Source organism: Methylobacterium sp. NPDC080182 (genome assembly GCF_050281105.1).
Lineage (GTDB): Bacteria > Pseudomonadota > Alphaproteobacteria > Rhizobiales > Beijerinckiaceae > Methylobacterium.
In genome coordinates, this window is sequence record NZ_JBNNWO010000019.1 from 79,270 (window position 1) to 99,994 (window position 20,725).

The 20,725-nt window shown below is 70.9% G+C and carries 22 protein-coding genes and 1 tRNA gene; 14 read left to right on the forward strand and 9 right to left on the reverse strand.

The window, feature by feature from the left end:
* Positions 1-36: 36 nt before the first annotated feature.
* A complete protein-coding gene (locus ACQKQD_RS27850; RefSeq protein ID WP_427510154.1) occupies positions 37-861 on the reverse strand; it encodes a DUF1236 domain-containing protein in 825 nt (274 codons plus the stop codon).
* Positions 862-1,100: 239 nt separating this feature from the next.
* Here ACQKQD_RS27850 and ACQKQD_RS27855 point away from each other — a divergent pair, with 239 nt between their 5' ends.
* From ACQKQD_RS27855 to ACQKQD_RS27865, 3 genes are all read left to right on the forward strand, one after another.
* Positions 1,101-2,465, forward strand: a complete 1,365-nt coding sequence (locus ACQKQD_RS27855; protein ID WP_091677151.1) for an MFS family transporter — start codon at positions 1,101-1,103, stop codon at positions 2,463-2,465.
* A gap of 82 nt (positions 2,466-2,547) precedes the next feature.
* Entirely contained in the window at positions 2,548-3,753 is a 1,206-nt protein-coding gene (locus ACQKQD_RS27860) for an alpha/beta hydrolase (protein WP_427510155.1), read from the forward strand.
* 54 nt (positions 3,754-3,807) lie between these two features.
* Positions 3,808-4,089: a DUF2312 domain-containing protein gene (locus tag ACQKQD_RS27865; protein ID WP_020091862.1), complete on the forward strand. Its 282-nt coding sequence runs from the start codon at positions 3,808-3,810 to the stop codon at positions 4,087-4,089.
* A 54-nt stretch (positions 4,090-4,143) separates the two neighbouring features.
* On the opposite strand, the gene ACQKQD_RS27870 is transcribed toward ACQKQD_RS27865, so the two are convergent.
* On the reverse strand, positions 4,144-5,121 hold the full coding sequence (locus ACQKQD_RS27870) for a phosphoribosylaminoimidazolesuccinocarboxamide synthase (protein WP_132366547.1): 978 nt from the start codon (positions 5,119-5,121) through the stop codon (positions 4,144-4,146).
* Between the two features lie 212 nt (positions 5,122-5,333).
* On the opposite strand from ACQKQD_RS27870, the gene ACQKQD_RS27875 reads away from it, so the two are divergent.
* Positions 5,334-6,086, forward strand: coding sequence for a Crp/Fnr family transcriptional regulator (locus tag ACQKQD_RS27875; protein WP_020091860.1), 753 nt, complete (start codon positions 5,334-5,336; stop codon positions 6,084-6,086).
* A gap of 104 nt (positions 6,087-6,190) precedes the next feature.
* On the opposite strand, the gene ACQKQD_RS27880 is transcribed toward ACQKQD_RS27875, so the two are convergent.
* The 3 genes from ACQKQD_RS27880 to ACQKQD_RS27890 all read right to left on the reverse strand — a co-directional run bounded on the left by ACQKQD_RS27880 (position 6,191) and on the right by ACQKQD_RS27890 (position 7,205).
* A tRNA-Phe gene (locus ACQKQD_RS27880) sits at positions 6,191-6,266 on the reverse strand.
* Between the two features lie 103 nt (positions 6,267-6,369).
* On the reverse strand, positions 6,370-6,555 hold the full coding sequence (locus tag ACQKQD_RS27885) for a DNA gyrase inhibitor YacG (protein WP_020091859.1): 186 nt from the start codon (positions 6,553-6,555) through the stop codon (positions 6,370-6,372).
* Positions 6,552-7,205, reverse strand: coding sequence for a Maf-like protein (locus ACQKQD_RS27890; RefSeq protein WP_091677159.1), 654 nt, complete (start codon positions 7,203-7,205; stop codon positions 6,552-6,554). Before ACQKQD_RS27890 ends, ACQKQD_RS27885 begins: the two co-directional genes overlap by 4 nt.
* 379 nt (positions 7,206-7,584) lie before the next feature.
* Here ACQKQD_RS27890 and ACQKQD_RS27895 point away from each other — a divergent pair, with 379 nt between their 5' ends.
* The 10 genes from ACQKQD_RS27895 (at position 7,585) to ACQKQD_RS27940 (ending at position 17,049) form a co-directional block, all read left to right on the forward strand.
* A complete protein-coding gene (locus ACQKQD_RS27895; protein ID WP_020091857.1) occupies positions 7,585-7,794 on the forward strand; it encodes a hypothetical protein in 210 nt (69 codons plus the stop codon).
* Between the two features lie 170 nt (positions 7,795-7,964).
* A complete protein-coding gene (locus ACQKQD_RS27900; RefSeq protein WP_020091856.1) occupies positions 7,965-8,210 on the forward strand; it encodes a hypothetical protein in 246 nt (81 codons plus the stop codon).
* 235 nt (positions 8,211-8,445) lie between these two features.
* Positions 8,446-9,654: a polyhydroxyalkanoate depolymerase gene (locus tag ACQKQD_RS27905; RefSeq protein WP_427510156.1), complete on the forward strand. Its 1,209-nt coding sequence runs from the start codon at positions 8,446-8,448 to the stop codon at positions 9,652-9,654.
* Positions 9,655-9,791: 137 nt separating this feature from the next.
* Positions 9,792-12,440, forward strand: a complete 2,649-nt coding sequence (locus ACQKQD_RS27910; RefSeq protein ID WP_427510157.1) for a TIGR02302 family protein — start codon at positions 9,792-9,794, stop codon at positions 12,438-12,440.
* 67 nt (positions 12,441-12,507) lie between these two features.
* Entirely contained in the window at positions 12,508-12,693 is a 186-nt protein-coding gene (locus ACQKQD_RS27915; RefSeq protein WP_020091853.1) for a twin transmembrane helix small protein, read from the forward strand.
* A 138-nt stretch (positions 12,694-12,831) separates the two neighbouring features.
* Positions 12,832-13,461: an acyloxyacyl hydrolase gene (locus tag ACQKQD_RS27920; RefSeq protein WP_020091852.1), complete on the forward strand. Its 630-nt coding sequence runs from the start codon at positions 12,832-12,834 to the stop codon at positions 13,459-13,461.
* Positions 13,462-13,474: 13 nt separating this feature from the next.
* Complete coding sequence (locus tag ACQKQD_RS27925) at positions 13,475-14,047, forward strand: cob(I)yrinic acid a,c-diamide adenosyltransferase (RefSeq protein ID WP_056528350.1); 573 nt, start codon at positions 13,475-13,477, stop codon at positions 14,045-14,047.
* 167 nt (positions 14,048-14,214) lie between these two features.
* Positions 14,215-14,964, forward strand: a complete 750-nt coding sequence (locus tag ACQKQD_RS27930; protein ID WP_056528346.1) for an electron transfer flavoprotein subunit beta/FixA family protein — start codon at positions 14,215-14,217, stop codon at positions 14,962-14,964.
* Positions 14,965-15,030: 66 nt separating this feature from the next.
* On the forward strand, positions 15,031-15,984 hold the full coding sequence (locus tag ACQKQD_RS27935; RefSeq protein WP_427510158.1) for an electron transfer flavoprotein subunit alpha/FixB family protein: 954 nt from the start codon (positions 15,031-15,033) through the stop codon (positions 15,982-15,984).
* A gap of 183 nt (positions 15,985-16,167) precedes the next feature.
* A complete protein-coding gene (locus tag ACQKQD_RS27940; protein WP_026604743.1) occupies positions 16,168-17,049 on the forward strand; it encodes a 3-hydroxybutyryl-CoA dehydrogenase in 882 nt (293 codons plus the stop codon).
* A 45-nt stretch (positions 17,050-17,094) separates the two neighbouring features.
* Here ACQKQD_RS27940 and ACQKQD_RS27945 read toward each other — a convergent pair whose 3' ends face one another.
* The 4 genes from ACQKQD_RS27945 to ACQKQD_RS27960 all read right to left on the reverse strand — a co-directional run bounded on the left by ACQKQD_RS27945 (position 17,095) and on the right by ACQKQD_RS27960 (position 20,633).
* A complete protein-coding gene (locus tag ACQKQD_RS27945) occupies positions 17,095-17,397 on the reverse strand; it encodes a hypothetical protein (RefSeq protein WP_020091847.1) in 303 nt (100 codons plus the stop codon).
* Between the two features lie 113 nt (positions 17,398-17,510).
* Positions 17,511-18,524, reverse strand: a complete 1,014-nt coding sequence (locus ACQKQD_RS27950; protein ID WP_091677170.1) for an NAD(P)H-quinone oxidoreductase — start codon at positions 18,522-18,524, stop codon at positions 17,511-17,513.
* 121 nt (positions 18,525-18,645) lie between these two features.
* Entirely contained in the window at positions 18,646-19,887 is a 1,242-nt protein-coding gene (locus ACQKQD_RS27955; RefSeq protein ID WP_100251139.1) for an ABC transporter substrate-binding protein, read from the reverse strand.
* A gap of 119 nt (positions 19,888-20,006) precedes the next feature.
* Positions 20,007-20,633 (reverse strand): DUF938 domain-containing protein, encoded by a 627-nt coding sequence (locus ACQKQD_RS27960; protein WP_427510159.1) that lies wholly within the window; start codon positions 20,631-20,633, stop codon positions 20,007-20,009.
* Between the last annotated feature and the right edge of the window lie 92 nt (positions 20,634-20,725).

Genomic DNA, 20,725 nt, shown 5'->3' on the forward strand with positions numbered 1-20,725 from the left:
TCCGCCCGGCCCACCGATCTTCCTGTGATTGCCCGCTCAGGCCGGGATCACGTCCACGATCTCGTAGGTGTCGGGATCGATGATCACGATGTCGTCGCGGACCAGGACGAAGTCGTAGCCCTCGTATTCCGGCACCAGCTCGATGATCGCCGGCGGCAGCCTGTGGAGCCTGACAGAGCGCGGGATCGCGGTGCCGATCGCCAAGCCGAAAGCCACGTCCCGGAGCGGCGAGACGCCCAGACGCGTGATCGAGCTGCGGAACTCGGTCCGCTGACGGGTGTCGAGGCGGCCGACAGCGCCGCGGACGGCGCCGCGGTCGCGGGCACCGGCACGGCCGTCCCGTTCGCCGGCCGGACCGCGACCGCCGCGCTCGGGACCGGCCGCGTCGCGGTTGCCCCGCTCGGGTCCGGCACCCGGCTCGCGGCCACCCCGATCGCCGGCACCGCGTTCACCCGCACCGCGTTCACCCGCACCGCGTTCGCCCGCACCGCGGTCGCCCGCACCTGGATTCGCGGCCGGGCCGCCCCGGTCCGCCGGTCCGTTACGCTCGGCCGCGCCGCCCGGGCGACCCGGTCCCTCGGCGCCGCGCGGTCCACCCTCGGCACCGCCGGGACCGCGCATCGCCCCGCCTTCGGGCGTGCCGCCCCGCATCCCGCCGCCGGCACCGCCAGCAGGGCCGCCGGCCGGGCCGCCGCCGGACGGACCCGCGCCCGCTCCGGCCCCACCACCCGGGCCGCCGGCGCCGCCGCCCGCACCACCGGGTCCGGCCCCTCCGCCGCCCGGGCCGCCCTGCGCGAACGCCGTCGCCGCGCCGGCGACGACGATGGCGGCCGCGACCGCGTCTCTCAGAACTCGCTTCATGGCCTCTTCCTCCTGCGGTGGTCGGAACGCCATCGACGCCCACGCCGGCCCGCAACGGGGTCCTGAGGCGAACCGTTCCCTCCCGCGGCACTGTGGACCCGCGGCCGGTGACACCGCCCTGCGCTGTCCTCGGCTAAGTCGGATCACGGCCTTGCGATCGGACGCGTCACCTGTAACGTCGCGCCGCACCAAGAAGAGACCGGCCTCGGCCGGCACCAAGATTGATCGACGGAGACGCCATGTCCGCCTCGCGCGACGATACGATCGGTATCGCACCGAGCGACCTCGATGATGCCGCGGACCGCAAGCGCCGGATCTGGGCGATCGTCGGCTCGTCGTCGGGCAATCTCGTCGAGTGGTACGATTTCTACTGCTACGCGTTCTTCGCGCTCTATTTCGCGCCGGCCTTCTTCCCGAAGGGCGATTCGACCAGTCAGCTCCTGCAGACCGCCGGCATCTTCGCGGTGGGCTTCTTCATGCGGCCGATCGGCGGCTGGCTGTTCGGGCGCATCGCCGACCGCGTCGGCCGTCGGACCTCGATGGTCATCTCGGTGCTGATGATGTGCTTCGGCTCGCTGCTGATCGGCATCCTACCGACCTACGAGCATGTCGGCACGCTGGCGCCCGTGCTGCTGCTGCTCGCGCGCATGCTCCAGGGCCTGTCGGTCGGCGGCGAGTACGGCACCTCGGCGACCTACATGAGCGAGGTGGCGATCAAGGGGCGGCGCGGCTTCTTCGCCTCGTTCCAGTACGTGACGCTGATCGGCGGCCAGCTCCTCGCCTCGCTGGTCCTGGTGCTGCTGCAGACGGTGATGACCGGTCCGGAACTCACCGCCTGGGGCTGGCGCATCCCGTTCTTCATCGGCGCCGCGCTGGCGGTCGTCGCGCTCTATCTCCGGCGCTCCCTGGCCGAGACGAAGGACAGCAGCGACAAGGAGACCGCCGGCACCTTCGCCGCGCTGGCCAAGCACTGGCGGGCGTTCCTGGTCGTGGTCGCCTACACGGCCGGCGGCTCCCTGAGCTTCTACACGTTCACGACGTACATGCAGAAGTACCTCGTCAACACCGCCGGCATGCCGAAGACGTCGGCCTCGCAGACGATGACGGTTGTGCTGTTCGTCTACATGATCATCCAGCCGATCTTCGGCGCGCTCTCCGACAAGATCGGCCGCAAGGCGAACATGCTGCTCTACAGCGGCCTCGGCACGCTCATGGTGGTGCCGCTGATGACGGCCCTTGGCACTAACAAGGACCCCTACCTCGCCTTCGCGCTGATCACCCTCGGGCTCGCCGTGGTGTCGTTCTACACGGGCATCAGCGGTATCGTGAAAGCCGAGCTGTTCCCCACCAACGTCCGGGCGCTCGGGGTCGGCCTCTCCTACGCCATCGCCAACGCCACCTTCGGCGGCACCGCCGAGTTCGTCGCCCTGTGGTTCAAGGACGCCGGCATGGAGAGCACGTTCTTCTGGTACGTGACCGTCCTGATGGCGATCGCCTTCGTGGCCTCGCTGATCATGCCGAACCCCAAGGTCCACGGTTATCTCGACGGCGCGGGCACCGTCGAGGAGGCGCTGGGGAAGAAGCCGCGCCTCGCCCACGCCTGATCGGCCGCCCGGCTGGACCGGGCCGGACTTTCACGCTGATATGCCTCCCGCCGGGCGCGCCAGACGCCCGCGGGAGGACGCCATGTCGAGGAACGCCGCCGCCGGGGCGCTGGCCCTGCTCTGTCTCGCCATTGCATCCCCGTCCGGGGCCGCCGAGCCGGGTGCCGCCGACGGGCCGTTCAGGCCGACGCAGCCCGCGGGCTACTTCTTCGTCGGCGGCCGCTACGCCACCGCGGGCGGCAAGACGACGGCGTCCGGCCAGATGTTCGTGGAGTACCGCGTTCCGGAGCGGGTGACGCAGCCCTACCCGATCGTCCTGGTGCACGGCACCGCCCAGACCGGGACCAACTTCCTCGGGACGCCCGACGGCCGGCCGGGCTGGGCCGACCGCTTCACCGCGCAGGGCTTCGCGGTCTACGTCGTCGACCAGGTCGGTCGCGGCCGCTCGGGCGGCGACCCGGACACCTACGGCCCCTACGCCCGCCTGCCCGCCGAGGATCTGGAGACGGTGTTCACCGGGCAGGAGCGCTCCGCGCTCTACCCGCAGGCGAAGCTCCACACGCAGTGGCCGGGCGGCGCCGGGATCCGCGGCAACGCCGCCTTCGATCAGTTCTACCTCTCCCAGGTGCCCTACATCGCCAGCGCGCTGCGGAGCGAGGAGCTGGTCGACCCGGCGCTGATCGCCCTGCTGGAGAAGATCGGCCCGGCGATCCTGCTGACGCACTCGCAGGCGGGCGTCTTCGGCTGGGCGGTGTCGGATCAGCGGCCCGACCTCGTGAAGGCGCACGTCGCGGTCGAGCCGAACGGTCCGACGTTCTACGACATCCGCTTCAAGGGCGGCGCGGACTGGTACGAGCGCGTCGGCGAGGCCCGGGCCCGGCCCTACGGCATCACCCGGGTGCCGCTGCACTTCGAGCCGCCGGTGAGCGGCCCGGCCGACCTGACGGTCGTCCAGGCGGAGAGCGCCGCCGCGCCCGACCGGATCCGCTGCTGGCTCCAGGCCGAGCCCGCGCGCCGATTGCCGAACCTCGCCCGGGTGCCGGCGGTGATCGTGACCGCCGAGGCGTCGTTCCGGGCCACCATGGACGATTGCACGGCGGCCTTCCTGACTCAGGCGGGCGCGAAGCCGGACCGGCTGGCGCTCGCCGACCACGGCATCCGCGGAAACGGCCACATGATGATGCTGGAATCGAACAGCGACGCCGTGGCGGACGCGATCTCCGGCTGGATCCGGGGCCGGGTCCAGGGCCCGGTCCAGGGCCAAGTCGAAGCACCGGCCCGGCCTTAACCCACCGCTTACCCTGTCGGGCGAGGGTGCCCCCGTCATCCGACGAGGGACTGCATGACCGACATGACCGACACCGTGGGCGTCGCGGGCGACCGCATCCGCTCGATCATCGAGCGCGTGGAACGGCTGGAGGAGGAGATCAAGGACCTGATGGAGGCCAAGAAGGAGGTCTTCGCCGAGGCCAAGGGCGAGGGTCTCGACGTGAAGGTGCTCAAGGAGATCCTGAAGATCCGCAAGCAGGACAAGGACGAGCGCGACGAGCAGGAGACGCTCCTCGACGTCTACCTGCGCGCCATGGACGCGCCGTCGCCGGCCCCGATCGCCGCGGCGGCCTGACGGGCTCGACCGGGTGCGGCGCCGGCCGCCGCACCTCCTGTCCCGACCCCGAGGCTACGCCGCGAGATAGGCGGCGATGTTGCGCCGGATCCGCTCCAGGGGCTCCTCGGCCGGGTCCGGCAGGACGAAGCGCTTGCCCGTGATCGTCTCGTAGGCGCGGATGTAGACCGCCGCGGTCTCCAGGACGACCTCGGCGGGGATCTCCGGGATGGCGTCCTTGTACGGGTCGCAGCGGGCGACGACCCAGTTGCGCACGAAGTCCTTGTCGAAGCTCTCCGGGGCCGAACCGGCGGCGAAGCGCTCGGGATAGCTCTGCGCGAACCAGTACCGGCTGCTGTCCGGCGTGTGAATCTCGTCGGCGAGGACGATCCGGCCCTCGGGATCCGTGCCGAACTCGTACTTCGTGTCGGCCAGGATCAGGCCGCGCTCCGCCGCGAGCGCCGTCCCGCGCGCGAACAGCGCCAGGGCCGCCCTCGACACGGTCTCCCACTGCGCGCGCGTCAGCAACCCGCGCTCGAGGATCTCCGCCTCGGTGAGCGGCTCGTCGTGGCCGCCGTCGAACGCCTTGGTGGTCGGCGTGATGATCGCCTCCGGCAGGCGCTGGTTCGGCCGCATCCCGTCGGGGAAGGTGTGGCCGTACATGTCCCGCTCGCCCGCGCGGTAGCGCGTCAGGATCGAGGTCGACGTGGTGCCCGCGAGGTAGCCGCGCACCACCACCTCCACGGGCAGGATCTCCAGGCGCCGGCCGACCACCACGTTGGGATCGGGATAGGCGAGGACGTGGTTCGGGCACAGGTCGGCGGTCTGCTCGAACCAGTAGCGGGCGGTCTGGGTCAGGACCTGGCCCTTGAACGGGATCGCCGCGAGCGCCCGGTCGAAGGCGCTGATCCGATCCGACGTGATGAGGATGCGACGGCCGTCGGGGAGGTCGTAATTGTCCCGGACCTTGCCGCGGTAGTGCCGGGGCAGCTCGGGCAGGGTCGCGTCGCGCAGGACCTGATGCGCGTGCGGGGCGAGATCTGCCGTGTTCATCGGGCTTTCCGTCAGGCTGAACGGCGATCGCGCCGCCGGACTTCTGTGCGCGGACGGGCCGGTAAATTCCAGTCCCGGCCTCACCGAGGGCGCCCGGTGCCGGCCCTCGCCCTGGTCGCGCCCGACCGGGACCCTACACTTACGCGGGGACCAACGACGGTGGACGACCGGCCGCGCGACGCCGAGCGCTTCTGCCGGACGGCCGAGGCGCGATGAACGAGACACCCCAACCGTCGGTCAGAGACCCGTTCCTGCGCCGGATCGAGACCGTGGCCCTGTTCCGGCTGTCCGACGCGGAGCGCGCCGCCCTCGTCGCGCTCCCGCTGCAGGTCGCCCAGTTCGAGCCCAACCAGGACATCATTCGGGAGGGCGACCGGCCGTCGCGGAGCTTCACGCTGCTCAGCGGTATCGCCTGCACCTACAAGTCGACACGCGCGGGCAAGCGGCAGGTGATGAGCTACCACGTCCCCGGGGACGTGCCGGATTTCCAGAGCCTGTTTCTGGAGGTGCTCGACATCAACATCGCCACGGTGAGCGCCTGCCGCCTCGGCTTCGTCCAGCACGACACGGTCCGGGCGATGCTGCGGGCGCACCCGCGCCTCAACGAGGTGTTCTGGCGCGCGACGCTGATGGACGCCGCCCTGGTCCGGGAATGGATGCTCAACACCGGGCGCCGGGAAGCGTATGCGCGGATGGCTCACCTGTTCTGCGAGCTGATGACCCGCCTCGACGCCGTCGGTCTGGCACCCGACCGGACCTGCGACCTGCCGATGACGCAGCCCGAACTCGCGGATGCCCTCGGGATCACGTCGGTCCACGTCAACCGGACGATCCGCGATCTCAAAGCCGCCGGCCTGATCACGCTCCGGGGTCGCCGCCTCACCGTCCACGACTGGGCCGGGCTGCAGGAAGCGGCCGAATTCGATCCGACCTACCTGCACCTGCGCGACGCGGAGACGCGCTGACCGGGACGCACGGACGCGCGCGACCTACAGCCGAATATTGTCAGAAAATCGAGGATCCTGTCGCCGGCTCTACCGATCCGATGGTCGGGCGCTCAGCGGGATGATGGTGCCCAGGGACGGAGTCGAACCGCCGACACTGCGATTTTCAGTCGCATGCTCTACCAACTGAGCTACCTGGGCGTCGTCCGCGCCGGTGCCGGCCTCGGACGTCGCGGGGTATAGTGAGTGCTTGGCGGCCTGTCCAGCCTCGCGTGACATCGACGGGACCGGAAGGCCGAAAAATTCAGCGCTCCGGATCCGGCGGGGGCGGCGGCGCGTCGGGATCGAGCTCCTCGGGGATCGCGTAGCGCTCGTTGAGCCAGCGCCCCAGATCGACGTCGGCGCAGCGCTGGGAGCAGAACGGCTGGAACTCCGGCGCGGACGGTTTCCGGCAGATCGGACAGGGCGGCGGCCGGCGTTCGCGGTTCATGCGAGGGCGCCCCACCCGGCCCGCACAGGATATCCTTCGCCGTCGAGCAGGCTCAGGGTCTCGTAGAGCGGCAGGCCGACCACGCCGCTGTACGAGCCGACCAGCTTGACCACGAAGGCCCCGGCCAAGCCCTGGATCGCGTAGCCGCCGGCTTTGCCGCGCCACTCGCCCGAGGCCACGTAGCCCTGGATGTCCCGACCCGAGAGCCGCTTGAACCGGACGCGGCTCTCGACGATCCGCTCGCGGCGCCCGCGGGGCGAGAGCACGCAGACCGCCGTGTAGACCCGGTGCTGCCGGCCCGAGAGCAGGCGCAGGCAATCCGCGGCCTCGTCGGGGATCTCGGCCTTCGGCAGGACGCGCCGCCCGACCGCGACGACCGTGTCGGCCGAGAGAAGCCAAGTCGGCGTCGTCGTGTCCTCCAAGTGGAGCGCCGCCTCGGCGGTGGCGAGCTTCGTCCGCGCGAGGCGCCGCGCCAGCTCGCGCGGCGGCTCGGCCTTACGCGGTGTCTCGTCGATCTCGGCGGGCAGGAGCGCCGCGGGCTCGATCCCGATCTGCTGGAGCAGCGCGAGACGGCGGGGCGAAGCGGACGCGAGCACGAGTCGCGCCGTCGGCTCCTGCGTCGCGCCGATCGCTTCAGGTTTGGCGTCCATGATGTCCCGTTCGCACAATCGACCGGAGCCGCGCGACCGGAGCCGTGCGCGCCCTGCGCGGCGGCACTTCGTCGGCCGGGACAGGCTCGATGCGCCTGCCTGATAAGGGAAGGGGTCCGGCTTGTGAACTCGAGCGGGTGCCGACGCCCTGGCGAACGCGCGTTGATTCGCCTGGGCGATCCCGCGCGGCCCGGTGCGTCCGCGGGCAGCGTTGCTCAGGTCTGGCGGCGCCTCGGCGTGACCGGGGGCGCCGGCGAATCCAGCTCAGAGCCCGGCGCGAAAGCGTCCGCAAGAACAGCGCAAGATGTCGAGGCGGCACGTAACCCATCATTAACCACGATCGACCCAGGATGGCGTCACTCCAATGGGATCGTCATCGATGCTGAACGCTGACCCGCTCGTGCCGCGCCCGAAGCTCGTCAATGCGGCCCTGCTCGCCCGCGCCCTCGACGGGCTCCGGCCGCAGGTCGCCTCGCCGGTCGAGATGTGGCAGCGCCTCACCGATCAGTACGTGGTCGACCTCGACGCGGTCGCGGCGCTCCTGCCCGCCGACGAGCCGGAGACGCGCTGGCTTCCCGCCCGCGACTGAGTCCGGCCCGGACGGCGTTGCACCTCTCAAGGGACGCGTCGTGCTGCGCTGGCACATGACGTGCTTCAAGTCTTCAGCAACCGGAGGAAGCGACCAGGCAACGACAACGCGGTGGCTCGCACGCCGGAGCACCCCGCGGACCTTTCGATCACTCGAAGCTGAGGTCCGTCATGTCGGAATTGCTCTCCGTTGCCCTCGTCTGTGCCGGCACGCTGCTGGCCCAGGACTGCTCGCGCGACACCGCCCTCGACGTCATCGTCGCGCCGGCGCACACGCCGATGGAATGCCTGATGCACGCCCAGACGATGGCCGCCCAGGCGGGGTTGCCCGGGGGCAGCGACCGGTACCTCAAGGTCGCCTGCGAGCATCGTCGGAGCGAGTCCGACCCGCGCCCGGTCATTCGCCGCGCCTCGTGACGGCGGGGGTGTGCCGGGCGATTCGGCACACCCGAATGTGATCGGCGCGGCGCGTGGTGCATCAAAGTCACGTCACGACAATTCTTGTTCGCATCCGCCTATCGGACAGTTGCCGCCTCCGGGAACGGGACCCATCCTGCACGGCCACGCTGATGCAACCCTCACTCCGGCATCCGCCAACGTTGCCGCCCCGATGGCCCGCGTGCCGGGCAGGGCTCAAGCGAGTGCCTGCCCGATGCTGTACGACGCGTTCGATCTGCAGACCGACATGGCCGCCCAGACCCGGGCGTGGGGGCGGCTGCTGAACGACATCTGGTCGCCCTGGGTCGGGTGGGGCGAGCCGGCGACCTGGATGTCCGCCGGGGCCCGGATGATGATGCGCGCCGGCCTGACCTTCGCGCGGCCGCCCTACGGTATCGAGTCGGTGAATGTCGGGAACCGGAGCGTCCCGGTCTCCGAGGAGGCGGTCGAGGTCACGCCCTTCGCCACGCTGCTCCACTTCAAGAAGGACATCCACACCGAGCAGCCCAAGGTGCTGATGGTGGCGCCGATGTCGGGCCACTTCGCCACGCTACTCCGCGCCACCGTGCGCACGATGCTGCCCGACCACGACGTCTACATCACCGACTGGCACAACGCCCGGGACGTGCCGCTCTCCGACGGGACCTTCGGCTTCGACGACTACGTGAGCCACCTCATCCAGTTCCTGCGGACCATGGGCGAAGGCGCCCACATGGTGGCGGTCTGCCAGCCCGCCGTGCAGGCCCTCGTGGCCGCCGCCGCGATGGCGCAGTCGAAGGATGCGGCCGCCCCGCGCAGCATGACCCTGATGGCCGGCCCGGTGGATTGCCGGGTCAACCCGACGGGCGTGAACGAGCTCGCGACCTCCAAGCCGATCGAGTGGTTCGAGAAGAACCTGATCGCCACGGTGCCGTCGCGCCACAAGGGGGCCGGCCGCAAGGTCTATCCGGGTTTCGTGCAGGTCTCGGCCTTCATGGCGATGAACGCCAAGCGCCACGTCCAGGGCCACGCCGACCTTTTCTGGCACATGGCCAACGGCGAGCACGACAAGGCCGAGGCGATCGAGACCTTCTACGACGAGTATTTCGCGGTGCTCGATCTCGCCGCCGATTTCTACCTGGAGACGGTCAAGACCGTGTTCCAGGACCACGCCCTGGCCCGGAACGCGGTGTCGTATCGGGGCGAGCCGATCGACCTGCGCGCGATCCGTCGCACGGCGCTGATGACGGTCGAGGGCGAGCGGGACGACATCTGCGCGGTCGGGCAGACCATGGCGGCCCACGACCTGTGCTCGGACCTCGCCCCGTACATGCGGACGCACCACCTTCAGGCGGGCGTGGGCCATTACGGCGTCTTCGCCGGGCGGCGCTGGGAATCGCAGATCTACCCGCAGGTGCGCAACTTCATCCAGGCGCACAACTGACCGGCGCGCCGGTCGGGCCGCCGTCGCGCCGATTTGACCCGCCGACCCGCGCGGCCCACCATGCTAGGCACGTGTGACGGGGCCCGCCGAAGGCGGCTCCGTGGGCCACTCCTTCGGCGTGAGGCGGAACGGTCGGCGTGATCGGCAGCAACGGCACCGAGAGCAAGACCCGGGTGGGCGGAGCGGACGCGGCGTCCACGCGGCTCGACCGGCTCGTGGCGCAGGCGCAGGCCGCCGCCCTGTGGGAGCAGGCCTGGCCCGTGCTCTGGCGCGGTATCGGCGTCTTCTTGCTCTTCCTGGTCGTCTCCTGGGCGGGCGTCTGGCTCGACCTCACGCCGCTCTGGCGCCAGATCGGCCTCGGCGCCCTCGCCATCCTGTTCGTCGCCGCGCTCCTGCCGCTGATCCACATCGCCCGGCCGGACCGGCGCCTCGCCCTGGCGCGGCTCGACCGCGAGGCCGCCTCTCGCGATCCGAAGCTGCGGCACGGGCCGGCCTCGGCCGCCCAGGACAGCCTCGCCGTCGGCGCCGCCGATCCGGGGAGCCGGCTGCTGTGGGACCTCCACCAGCGCCGCGCCGCGCAGGCGATCTCGGCCCTGCGGGTCGGCCTGCCGCGGCCGGGCATGACCCGGCACGACCCCTTCGCGCTGCGCGCCGGCCTAGTGGTCGCGGCGGTCGCCAGCCTGTTCGTGGCCGGCCCCGAGTGGCGCCAGCGGATCGGCGCCGCCTTCGACTGGCAGGAGCCGGCGGCGCCCGGCCCGAACTTCCGCGTGGACGGCTGGATCGACCCGCCGCTCTACACGCGGCTTCCGCCGCTGCTGATCGCCATGGACGGGAGCGACCAGCACCTGCGCGCGCCCATCAACGCGCAGCTGATCGTGCGGGTCGCCGGCCAGGGCAAGGCCGCGTCCGAGACGACGCTCACGCCGAACGCGGGACTCGTCCCGGTCCCAGGGCAGGAGGCGCGTCCCGACCTGCGCGAGGAGCGCTATCGCGTCGTCGGCGGCGCCGAGCTGACGATCGTGACCCCGGCGGGCAGGCAGCGCCTGACCGTCGACGCGATCCCCGACCGGCCGCCGGAGGTGACCGCCGTGGGCGGCCCCGAGGTGAACGGGCGCGGCACCTTCAACCTGACCTACCGGGCGAAGGACGATTACGGGATCAGCTCGGCCGAGGCTGTGATCGAGCCGCTGAAATCCGCCCGCGCCCTGGTCCCGGTGCCGCAGATCAACCTGGCGCTGCCCGGCGACGCCAGCGGCGAGACCGACACCAAGACCCTCGTGGATCTGACGGAGAGCCCCTGGTCCGGCGCGAAGGTCCGCTACCACATCGTCGTCAAGGACGAGGCCGGCCAGGAGGGGCGCACGCCCGATGCCGAGATCGTCCTGCCGGCCCGGCCGTTCCGCGAGCCGCTGGCGCGGGCCCTCGCCGAGGAGCGCCGCCGCCTCGTCACCGCGCCCGACACGGATCGCCGCTGGGTCCAGGGGGCGCTGGACGCCCTGCTGGTCGCGCCCGACACCTTCACGCCGCAGCCCGCGATCTTCCTCGGCCTGCGGACGGCGACCGAGCGGCTGCGCCGCGCCCGGACGGATTCCGACCTGGTCGCGGTGGCCGACCTCCTGTGGGAGATGGCTCTCAAGATCGAGGACGGCGACCTGTCGGACGCCGAGAAGCAGCTCCGCCAGGCCCAGGACCGGCTGAAGGAGGCGATCGAGCGCAACGCGCCCGACGACGAGATCAAGCGCCTGACGCAGGACCTGAAGCAGGCGCTCGACAAGTTCCTGTCCGAGATGGCGCAGAAGCAGGGCCGCGAGCCCCGCGAGCAGAGCGAGCGCGGCCAGAACAACGGACAGACCAAGACCGTCACGCCGGAGGATCTCGACAAGATGATCCAGGACATGGCGGAGGCGATGAAGCGCGGCGACACCGCCGAGGCGCAGCGCCTGATGGAGCAGCTGCGCAACATCCTGGAGAATCTCCAGACCGCCGAGCGCGGCGGACGCTCCGATCAGGCGTCCCGCGAGATGCAGAAGCAGATGCGCGATCTCGACGCGATGTCGCGCGAGCAGCAGGGCCTGCGCGACGAGACCTTCAAGGACGGCGAGGAGCAGCGCGACGGCCAGCGCCCGCAGAACCGCGGCCAGCCGCAGCAGGGACAGCGCGGCCAGCAGGGCCAGGGGCAGCAGGGCCAGCGCCAGCAGGGTCAGAAGGGTCAGCAGGGGCAAGGCCAGCAGGGGCAAGGCCAACAGGGCCAGAAGGGTCAGGGGCAGCAGGGCGAGGGCCAGCAGGGCGGCGTCGGCGAGCGCCAGCAGGCGCTCCGGCAGCGGCTGGAGGACCTTCAGAAGCGCATGAAGGAGAACGGCATGCGCGGCGAGCAGGGCCTCTCCGACGCCGAGGACGCCATGCGCGAGGCCGAGAACGCGCTGAAGGACGGCGATCCGGACGGCGCGGTCGACGCGCAGGGCCGCGCCCTCGACGGCCTCAAGCGCGGCGCCGACGGCATGGCCCAGCAGATGCAGGAGATGGCCGAGGGCCAGGGCGAGGGCCAGCAGGAGGGCGGTCAGCAGCCGGGCCAGCAGGGTCAGGCCGGCGCGCGCGACGACGATCCCCTCGGGCGCCCGACCCGCGGCCGCGACATGAGCGATGGGCGGGTCCGCGTCCCCACGGCCGACGAGTCCGCGGTCCAGCGCGCCCGGCGCATCATGGAGGAGCTGCGGCGCAAGCTCGGCGACCCGAGTCGCCCCCGCGAGGAACTCGACTATTTCGAGCGCCTGCTCCGCCGCAACTGAGCGCCCGAGACCTCAACGACGCGCCGAGCCGCATCGCGGCTCGCGCCCCACCCGGATCCCCGACCGCATGTCGTCCAACACCCTCGTCCTGATCGCCTGCCTCGCCGTCGCCGCGGTCCTCGTCGCGGGCCTCGCCAACATGATGCGCGGCGGCAGCGTGAACCTCTCGCAGAAGCTGATGCGCCTCCGGGTGCTCCTGCAGTTCGTCGCGATCGTGATCATCATGGGCGTCGTCTGGTGGCGCTCGGCGTGAGGTCGTCGGGGCGGGTGTGACCGCGCCGCCGCACCGAACACCTTTCGATCCGGTGAAGGATGAATAGGCCGCCCCGCCGCGCGGGCCTCTGCTACGCTCAGTAGAAGCAAATCGCTGCGCCTAACCGGCCGAGCCCGCATGACTGCCCCTTCCCGCCTCCGTCTGTTCGGCCTTCTGACCGGGGCGGCGATTCTGCCGGCTTCGGCCGCCGACCTCGCGCCGCCGCCGCCCGCCGCCTACGCGGCCCCCGTCCAGCCGCTCAGCATCGTGTCGGAGATCCGGATCGGCGGCTCGGTGCAGGATCCCGGGAGCGCCGAGGGCAAGCTCCCCGGATTCAGCAAGGCGAACGTCAACGGCGAGATCCTGTTCGCCAAGCCGCGCATCAGCGACGATCCGTTCTGGCAGGCCTTCGTGCCGCGGCCGACCGTCGGCGGCAGCTACAACACCGGCGGCCGGACCAGCTACGCCTATCTCGGCGCGACCTGGACGCTCGAGATCTTCCCCGAGACCTTCAACCGCCGCGTGTTCCTCGACGGGTTCTTCGGCGGCGTGGCCCATAACGGCTGGACCGGCCCGAAGGCCGAAACGCCCTACGGCTTCAACACCCTCGGCTGCTCGCCGATGTTCCGCGAGGCGGCTGCCCTGGGCTTCCGCCTGACTGAGCACTGGAGCATCATGGCGACGGTCGAGCACATGTCGAATGCCGGGCTCTGCGCCAACAACCGCGGCCTGACCAATTTCGGCGGCAAGATCGGCTACACGTTCTGAGGCACGCCACCCCGTGGTCAAGCTCAACCGCATCTACACGAGGACCGGCGACAAGGGGACGACCGCGCTGGCGGACGGGCAGCGGCGCTCGAAGGCGGACCTGCGGGTCGAGACCTACGGCACCGTCGACGAGACCAACGCCTGCATCGGCATGGCGCGCCTGCACACGCAGGGCCCCCTCGACGGGATGCTGGGGGCGATCCAGAACGACCTGTTCGACCTCGGCGCCGATCTCGCGACGCCGCCGACCCCGGAGCCCCTCCCCTACGAGCCGCTGCGGATCGTGGCGAGCCAGGTCGACCGGCTGGAGCGCGACATCGACGCGCTCAACGCCGCGATCCCGCCGCTGAAATCCTTCGTGCTGCCCGGCGGCTCGCCGGCTGCCGCGGCGCTGCACCTCGCCCGGACCGTCTGCCGGCGCGCCGAGCGGCTCGCGGTCAGCCTCGCGGCGCGGGAGGACGAGACGGTCTCGCCGGAGGCGCTGCGCTACCTCAACCGCCTGTCGGACTTCCTGTTCGTGGCGAGCCGGGCGGCGAACGGCGACGGGGCCGACGACGTGCTCTGGGTGCCCGGCGCCAATCGCTGAGCCGGCATCGCGGTTTTCGCGGGGCCGCCACGGCGCCGCGTTGACAAGGCGGAAATGTGGCCGTTACGGTCCGGCGCCTTGCGTGCCCCGGCCACGCTGCGCCTCGCGCGCCCGTGGGAGTGGCCTGCACGACGACAAGAATCCTCCGGGGAAGGATCGTGACCGCCATGAAGGTGCTGGTGCCCGTCAAGCGGGTGGTGGACTACAACGTCAAGATTCGCGTGAAGGCCGACGGCTCCGGCGTCGAGCTCGCCAACGTCAAGATGTCCATGAACCCCTTCGACGAGATCGCCGTCGAGGAGGCGATCCGTCTGAAGGAGAAGGGCAAGGTCACCGAGATCGTGGCCGTGTCGATCGGCCCGCAGCAGGCGCAGGAGACGCTGCGCACGGCGCTCGCCATGGGCGCCGACCGGGCGATCCTGGTGAAGACCGACGTGAACTGCGAGCCGCTCGCCGTCGCGAAGCTCCTGAAGGCCGTCGTCGAGAAGGAGAGCCCGGAGCTCGTCATCCTCGGCAAGCAGGCGATCGACGACGACTCGAACCAGACCGGCCAGATGCTCGCCGCCCTGCTCGGCTGGCCTCAGGGCACCTTCGCGTATAAGATCGAGCCCGGCGAGGGCAGCCTCGACGTCACCCGCGAGGTCGACGGCGGCCTGCAGACCGTGAGCCTCAAGCTGCCGGCCATCGTGACGACGGACCTCCGCCTCAACGAGCCGCGCTACGCATCGCTGCCCAACATCATGAAGGCCAAGAAGAAGCCCCTGGAGGAGCTGGCACCCGACGCGCTCGGCGTCGACGTCACGCCGCGGCTCACGGTGCTGAAGACCGCCGAACCGCCGGGCCGCTCGGCCGGCGTGAAGGTCGCCTCCGCGGCCGAGCTCGTCCAGAAGCTCAAGGTCGAAGCCGGCGTCATCTGATCCGAGGCGGGGCTCCCGGTCGACGGTCGAGCCCCGCGCCACCACCTTCGAGGGCACCAGCAGATCATGACGACACTCCTCTTCGTCGAGCACGGCAACGGCCAGATCAAGGACAGCACGCTGAAGGCGCTCGCCGCCGCCAAGGAGATCGGCGCGCCGGTCCACGCCCTCGTGCTGGGCACCAGCTCCAAGGCCGTGGCCGAGGCCGCGGGCAAGCTCGACGGCGTCGAGAAGGTCCTGAACGCCGAGGACGGCGTCTACGACCACGACCTCGCCGAGCCGGTCTCGGCGCTCATCGCCGCCATCGCCGAGCCGTACGACACGATCATCGCCTCGGCCTCGACAACGGGCAAGAACGTGCTGCCGCGCGTGGCCGCCCTGCTCGACGTCGCGCAGGTCTCCGACATCATCAAGGTGGTCTCGCCCGACACGTTCGAGCGGCCGATCTACGCCGGCAACGCCATCCAGACCGTGCAGGCGCCCGCCGGCAAGAAGGTGATCACCGTGCGCACGGCGGCCTTCAAGGCGGCCGAAGAGGGCGGCGCCCCGGCGCCGGTGGAGGCCGTCTCGGCGGCGGCGCCCGAGGCGGGCGGCTCGAGCTTCAAGGGCGAGGAGATCGCGAAGTCCGACCGGCCGGAACTCGCCTCGGCGCGGATCATCGTCTCCGGCGGCCGCTCGCTCGGCTCCTCGGACAAGTTCCACGAGCTGATCGAGCCGCTGGCCGACTCGCTTGGTGCCGCCGTCGGCGCCTCGCGCGCCGCCGTGGACGCGGGCTACGCGCCGAACGACTGGCAGGTGGGGCAGACCGGCAAGGTCGTGGCGCCGGACCTCTACGTCGCGGTGGGCATCTCGGGCGCGATCCAGCACCTCGCCGGCATGAAGGACTCGAAGGTCATCGTCGCCATCAACAAGGATGAGGACGCGCCGATCTTCCAGGTGGCCGATTACGGCCTCGTCGGCGACCTGTTCCAGGTCGTTCCCGAGCTGCAATCCGAGATCGGCAAAGCCAAGGGCCAGTAACGGCACCGGATCTGGCAACCCGCGAGCATTGTCGCAGAACGCGGCTTCACGGGTTCCTTCCGGATCGAGGATTGGTCTAGAAGGCAGCAGCGGCGAGACTTCGCGCGGTGCCGTCGCGTCCGTGCCGTCCAGAGAGCTGGGCGGCAGCGCTGCGGCATCCGCCTTGGGGGCACAGGTCGGCACATGCATATGGAGATCAAGCGGGTCGGCATCGTCGGCGCGGGCCAGATGGGCAGCGGCATCGCGCAGGTCTGCGCCACCGCCGGCTTCGAGGTTCTGCTGAACGACCGCGATCCCGCCCGGCTCGAGAACGGGCTGTCGGTGATCGAGGGCAGCCTCGCGCGCCTCGTCTCGAAGGGCACGCTCACCGAAGGCGACAGCGGCGAGGCCCGCTCGCGCATCGTCCCCGCCCGCGACTTCGCTGCCCTCGGCCCGTGCGATCTCGTCATCGAGGCGGCGACCGAGAACGAGGCGACCAAGCGCGAGATCTTCACCACGCTGTGCGGGTCGCTGCGGCCGGAGACCCTGGTGGCGACCAACACGTCGTCGATCTCCATCACCCGGCTGGCGGCGGCGACCGACCGGCCGGAGAAGTTCATCGGCATCCACTTCATGAACCCGGTGCCGGTGATGCAGCTCGTCGAGCTGATCCGCGGCATCGCCACCGAGGACACGACCTACGAGTCGGCCAAGGCGTTCATCGCAAAGCTCGGCAAGACGTCGACGATGTCGGAGGATTTCCCGGCCTTCATCGTCAACCGGATCCTGCTGCCGATGATCAACGAGGCGATCTACACGCTCTACGAGGGCGTCGGATCGGTCGAGTCGATCGACACCGCCATGAAGCTCGGCGCGAACCACCCGATGGGTCCGCTGCAGCTGGCCGACTTCATCGGCCTCGATACCTGCTTGTCGGTCATGCAGGTTCTCTACGAGGGCCTCGCCGATTCGAAGTACCGGCCCTGCCCGCTCCTCGTGAAGTACGTCGAGGCCGGCTGGCTTGGCCGGAAGGCCAAGCGCGGCTTCTATGATTACCGCGGCCCGACGCCGATCCCGACCCGCTGAGAGAGTCGGCCGCGGGACGGCGCATCCCGTCCCGCGCGCGACGCCTTACTTCGGCGCGCCGTTCGCGCCCGGCTGGGCCGGCTGCGGATAGGACGGGTTGCCGCCCGGAACGGCGGTGCTGTTCGACGGCGACGAGCCGCCGGACTGGCCGTTGACCGAGCCCGTCACCTCCTTGCGCGACGCGTCCTGGCTCTGACTGGCGTAGTCCTTCGGCGAGTTGGCGCCGTTCCACGTGAGCAGGCCCACGGTCGCGATCGCCAGCAGGACGAGGCTCGCCACCAGGACCCAGAGCACCGGCTTGCCGCGCTCGCCCTGGCGGCTCTCGTTGGGGTTCAGTCTCTCGGCCATGTGCAAAACCTTCCTCGGCGGGACGCCACACGCCGGAACGGGCGCTGTGCGACACGATCTCGTTACCGGCCGCCAACGCGGGGCCGCCGAGGCAGGTTCCTGACGGGGCCGGCTCAGCGGCCGGTCGTCAGCAGGATCTTGCCGAGATGGGCGCTCGATTCCATCAGCTCGTGCGCCGCCCGCGCCTCTTCGAGCGGGAACGTCGCGTGGGTGACGGACCGGATGCGTCCGGCCTCGAGTTCGGGCCAGATGTCCCGGCGGAGACCGTCGGCGATCGCGGCCTTGTCGGCCTTCCCGCGCGGCCGGAGCGTCGAGCCGGTGAAGGTCAGGCGGTTGCGCATGATCGGCGTGATGTTCAACCCGTCGACCTTGTAGCCGCCCATCAGCGCGATCATCACCAGCCGCCCGTCCGGTGCCAGCGACTTCAGGTTCCGGGCGAGGTAGCTGGCGCCGATCATGTCGAGGATGACGTCGACGCCGCGCCCGTCGGTGAGGCGCTTCAGTTCCTCGGCGAAGTCGGCCTGCTTGTAGTCGATCGCGGCATCCGCCCCGAGATCCTCGCAGAACCGGCACTTCTCGGCGGAGCCCGCCGTCGCGAAGACCCGGGCGCCGACATGCTTGGCGATCTGGATCGCCGTGGCGCCGATGCCGCTCGACCCGCCGTGGACGAGGAAGCTCTCGCCGCGCGTCAGGCGGCCGCGCTGGACCACGTTGGAGTAGACCGTGAAGAAGGTCTCCGGCAGACCGCCGGCATCGACCAGCGAGACGGCCTTCGGTCGCGGCAGGCAGTGGGCCGCCTCGGCCACGGCGTACTCGGCGTAGCCGCCGCTGATCACCAGGGCACAGACCTCGTCGCCGGCCGACAGGCCCTCGACTCCGCTGCCGAGCGCGACCACGCGGCCGGCGACTTCGAGGCCCGGAATCTCGGTGGCGCCGGGCGGCGGCGGGTACACCCCGGACCGCTGCGCGACGTCGGGCCGGTTCACCCCGGCCGCCACCACCTCGATCAGGACCTGGCCGGGCCCCGGGCTCGGCACGGGCGCGTTCTCCAGGCTGATCACCTCCGGTCCGCCGGAACCCGCGTAACGGATCTGGCGCATGGTCCCGGGCAGGTCGGTGGTGGCCATCAGCGATTGTCCTCAGCGCGCACGTCGTCTCGGCCGCGCTCACGGTGTCGCGGCCCGGCTCTACTTGCGGCAACGGGCGCGCTTGGCAAGCCGCGCGCCCGTTGCCGGTCCGGGGAGCCGCCTAGCGGGCCGCCGCCTTCACGGCGGCCGGGAGGACGATCGCGCCCTGCGCGAGGCTCTTCGGCCAGACCGCGACCTGCTTGCCGTCCTGCCACTGCGCCATCAGGCCGGTGACGAAGCCCGGCCCGTATTTGATCGAGTGGGTGAACGGGTCGTCCTTGCCGTAGAACTGCGTGCGCCCGACGGTGCCGACCCAGTCGGTCTTCTCCAGGGCGTCGACCAGCTTGTCGGCCTCCGTGGTGCCGGCCCGCTTCACCGCGTCGGCGGCGTAGTAGACCTGATCGTAGGCCATGTACCCGGCGTAGGACGGGTCGCTGCCGAAGCGCTTCTTGAACGCGGCGCTGAAGGCGAGCGACTTGTCGGTGATCGCCGCGCCCGGCACCGCGATGCTCTGGAAGATCACGCCCTGGGTCGCGCCGTTGGTGTTCGACCAGAAGGTCGAGGACGTCGCCTGCGAGTTCATGCCGGTCATGGCGAGCGGCACCTTCTGGTTCTGCCACTGCACGGTCGGCTGCACGCCGACATGCGAGATGCCGGTGACGATCAGGTCGGGCTTGGCCGCCTCGATCTTGTTGTAGATCGGCGTGAAGTCGCCCGTGTCCGGCGAGAAGCGGATGTGGTCGACGACCTTCACGCCGATCTCGGGCAGGCACTTCTCGTAACCGACGTCGAGCGGCCGGGTCCAGGCCGCGTCCTCGCTCATGATCGCGGCGGTCTTCACCTTCATCAGGTCGATCAGCATGTCCTTGGTGGAATCGCAGATGGACTGGGCGAGCGCCGCCGAGGTCAGGTAACCGTGGAAGGTGTACTTGTTGCGCGCGTAGTCCTTGTGGACCGCGGCGCTGATCTCGTTCGAGGCCGCGCCCGGCGTGATCATCGGCGTCTTGAGCCGGGCCGCCCAGGGCATCAGCGCCAGCACGACCTCCGAGATGTAGCTGGCGATGACGAGGTTGACCTTGTCCTCGGAGACCGCCCGCTGGAAGGCGCGGACCGCGTCGGAGGCGGAGGACTTGTCGTCGTAGGTGACGACCTGGATCTGGCGCCCGTCGACGCCGCCCTGGGCGTTGATCTCGTCGGCGGCGAGCTGGACGGCCTGCGGGATCGAGGCCCCGACCACCGACTGCGCCTCGGCGATCACGCCGATCCTGATGGGATCCGCGGCCCGCGCCTGCGTCGATCCCAGTAATCCGGCCACTGCGAGCAGGGCCAGGGCCCGGCTCGAGACGCTGCGTTCCATCGGCATGGGCTTCCTCCTGCGGCCCGTGCGGCTTTTGCCGCCGCATCGGGTCCAGGACAGGATAGTGCAGCACGCGGATGCTTGAATACAGTGTGCAGATGCGGAAAGCCGTGACAGACGGGCGCTCACCTGTCCGCACGCCTGAAGATCAGGCTCAGATTGTTGGCGGGCATGGCCACGCGCCGGACCAGGCTGAGCCCGTGCCGGGCCGCTTCCGCCGCGACGGCGTCGAGGTCCCGCACGCCCCAGGCGGGATCCCGCGCGCGTAAGGAGGCGTCGAAGGCGGCGTTGCTCTCCGCGAACGGCCGGTCCGCCTCGCGGAACGGCCCGTACAGGAACAGGACGCCGCCCGCGCTCAGGACCCGGCCGGCGCCGGCCATCAAACCCTCGGTGGCGGCCCAGGGCGCGATGTGGATCATGTTGATGCACACGATCCCGTCGACCCGCGCGACGGGCCACGCCGCGGCGGCGGCGTCGAGCGCGAGCGGCGGCCGGATATTGTCGAGCCCGGCCCGGAGCGCGTGCGCGGCGATGCTGCGCCGGGCGGCGGGTTCGGGATCGCTCGGCAGCCAGTCCAGGCCCGGCAGAGCCGCGGCGACGTGGACCGCGTGCTCACCGGAGCCGCTGGCGATCTCCAGAACGGTGCCGCTGTCGGGCAGGATCTCGCGGAGCACGGCCAGGATCGCGTCGCGGTTGCGCGCGACGGCCGGCGCCGTCAGGGCCTCGTTGACGTCGACGTCCCAGCCGAGCATGGAGGCCCTCCATCGGTCTGCGCAGTCCGTCGACGGGATGGCGGCCAGACGCGTCACACACCCATATTGCGCGGGCGGACCCGTTGCCATAC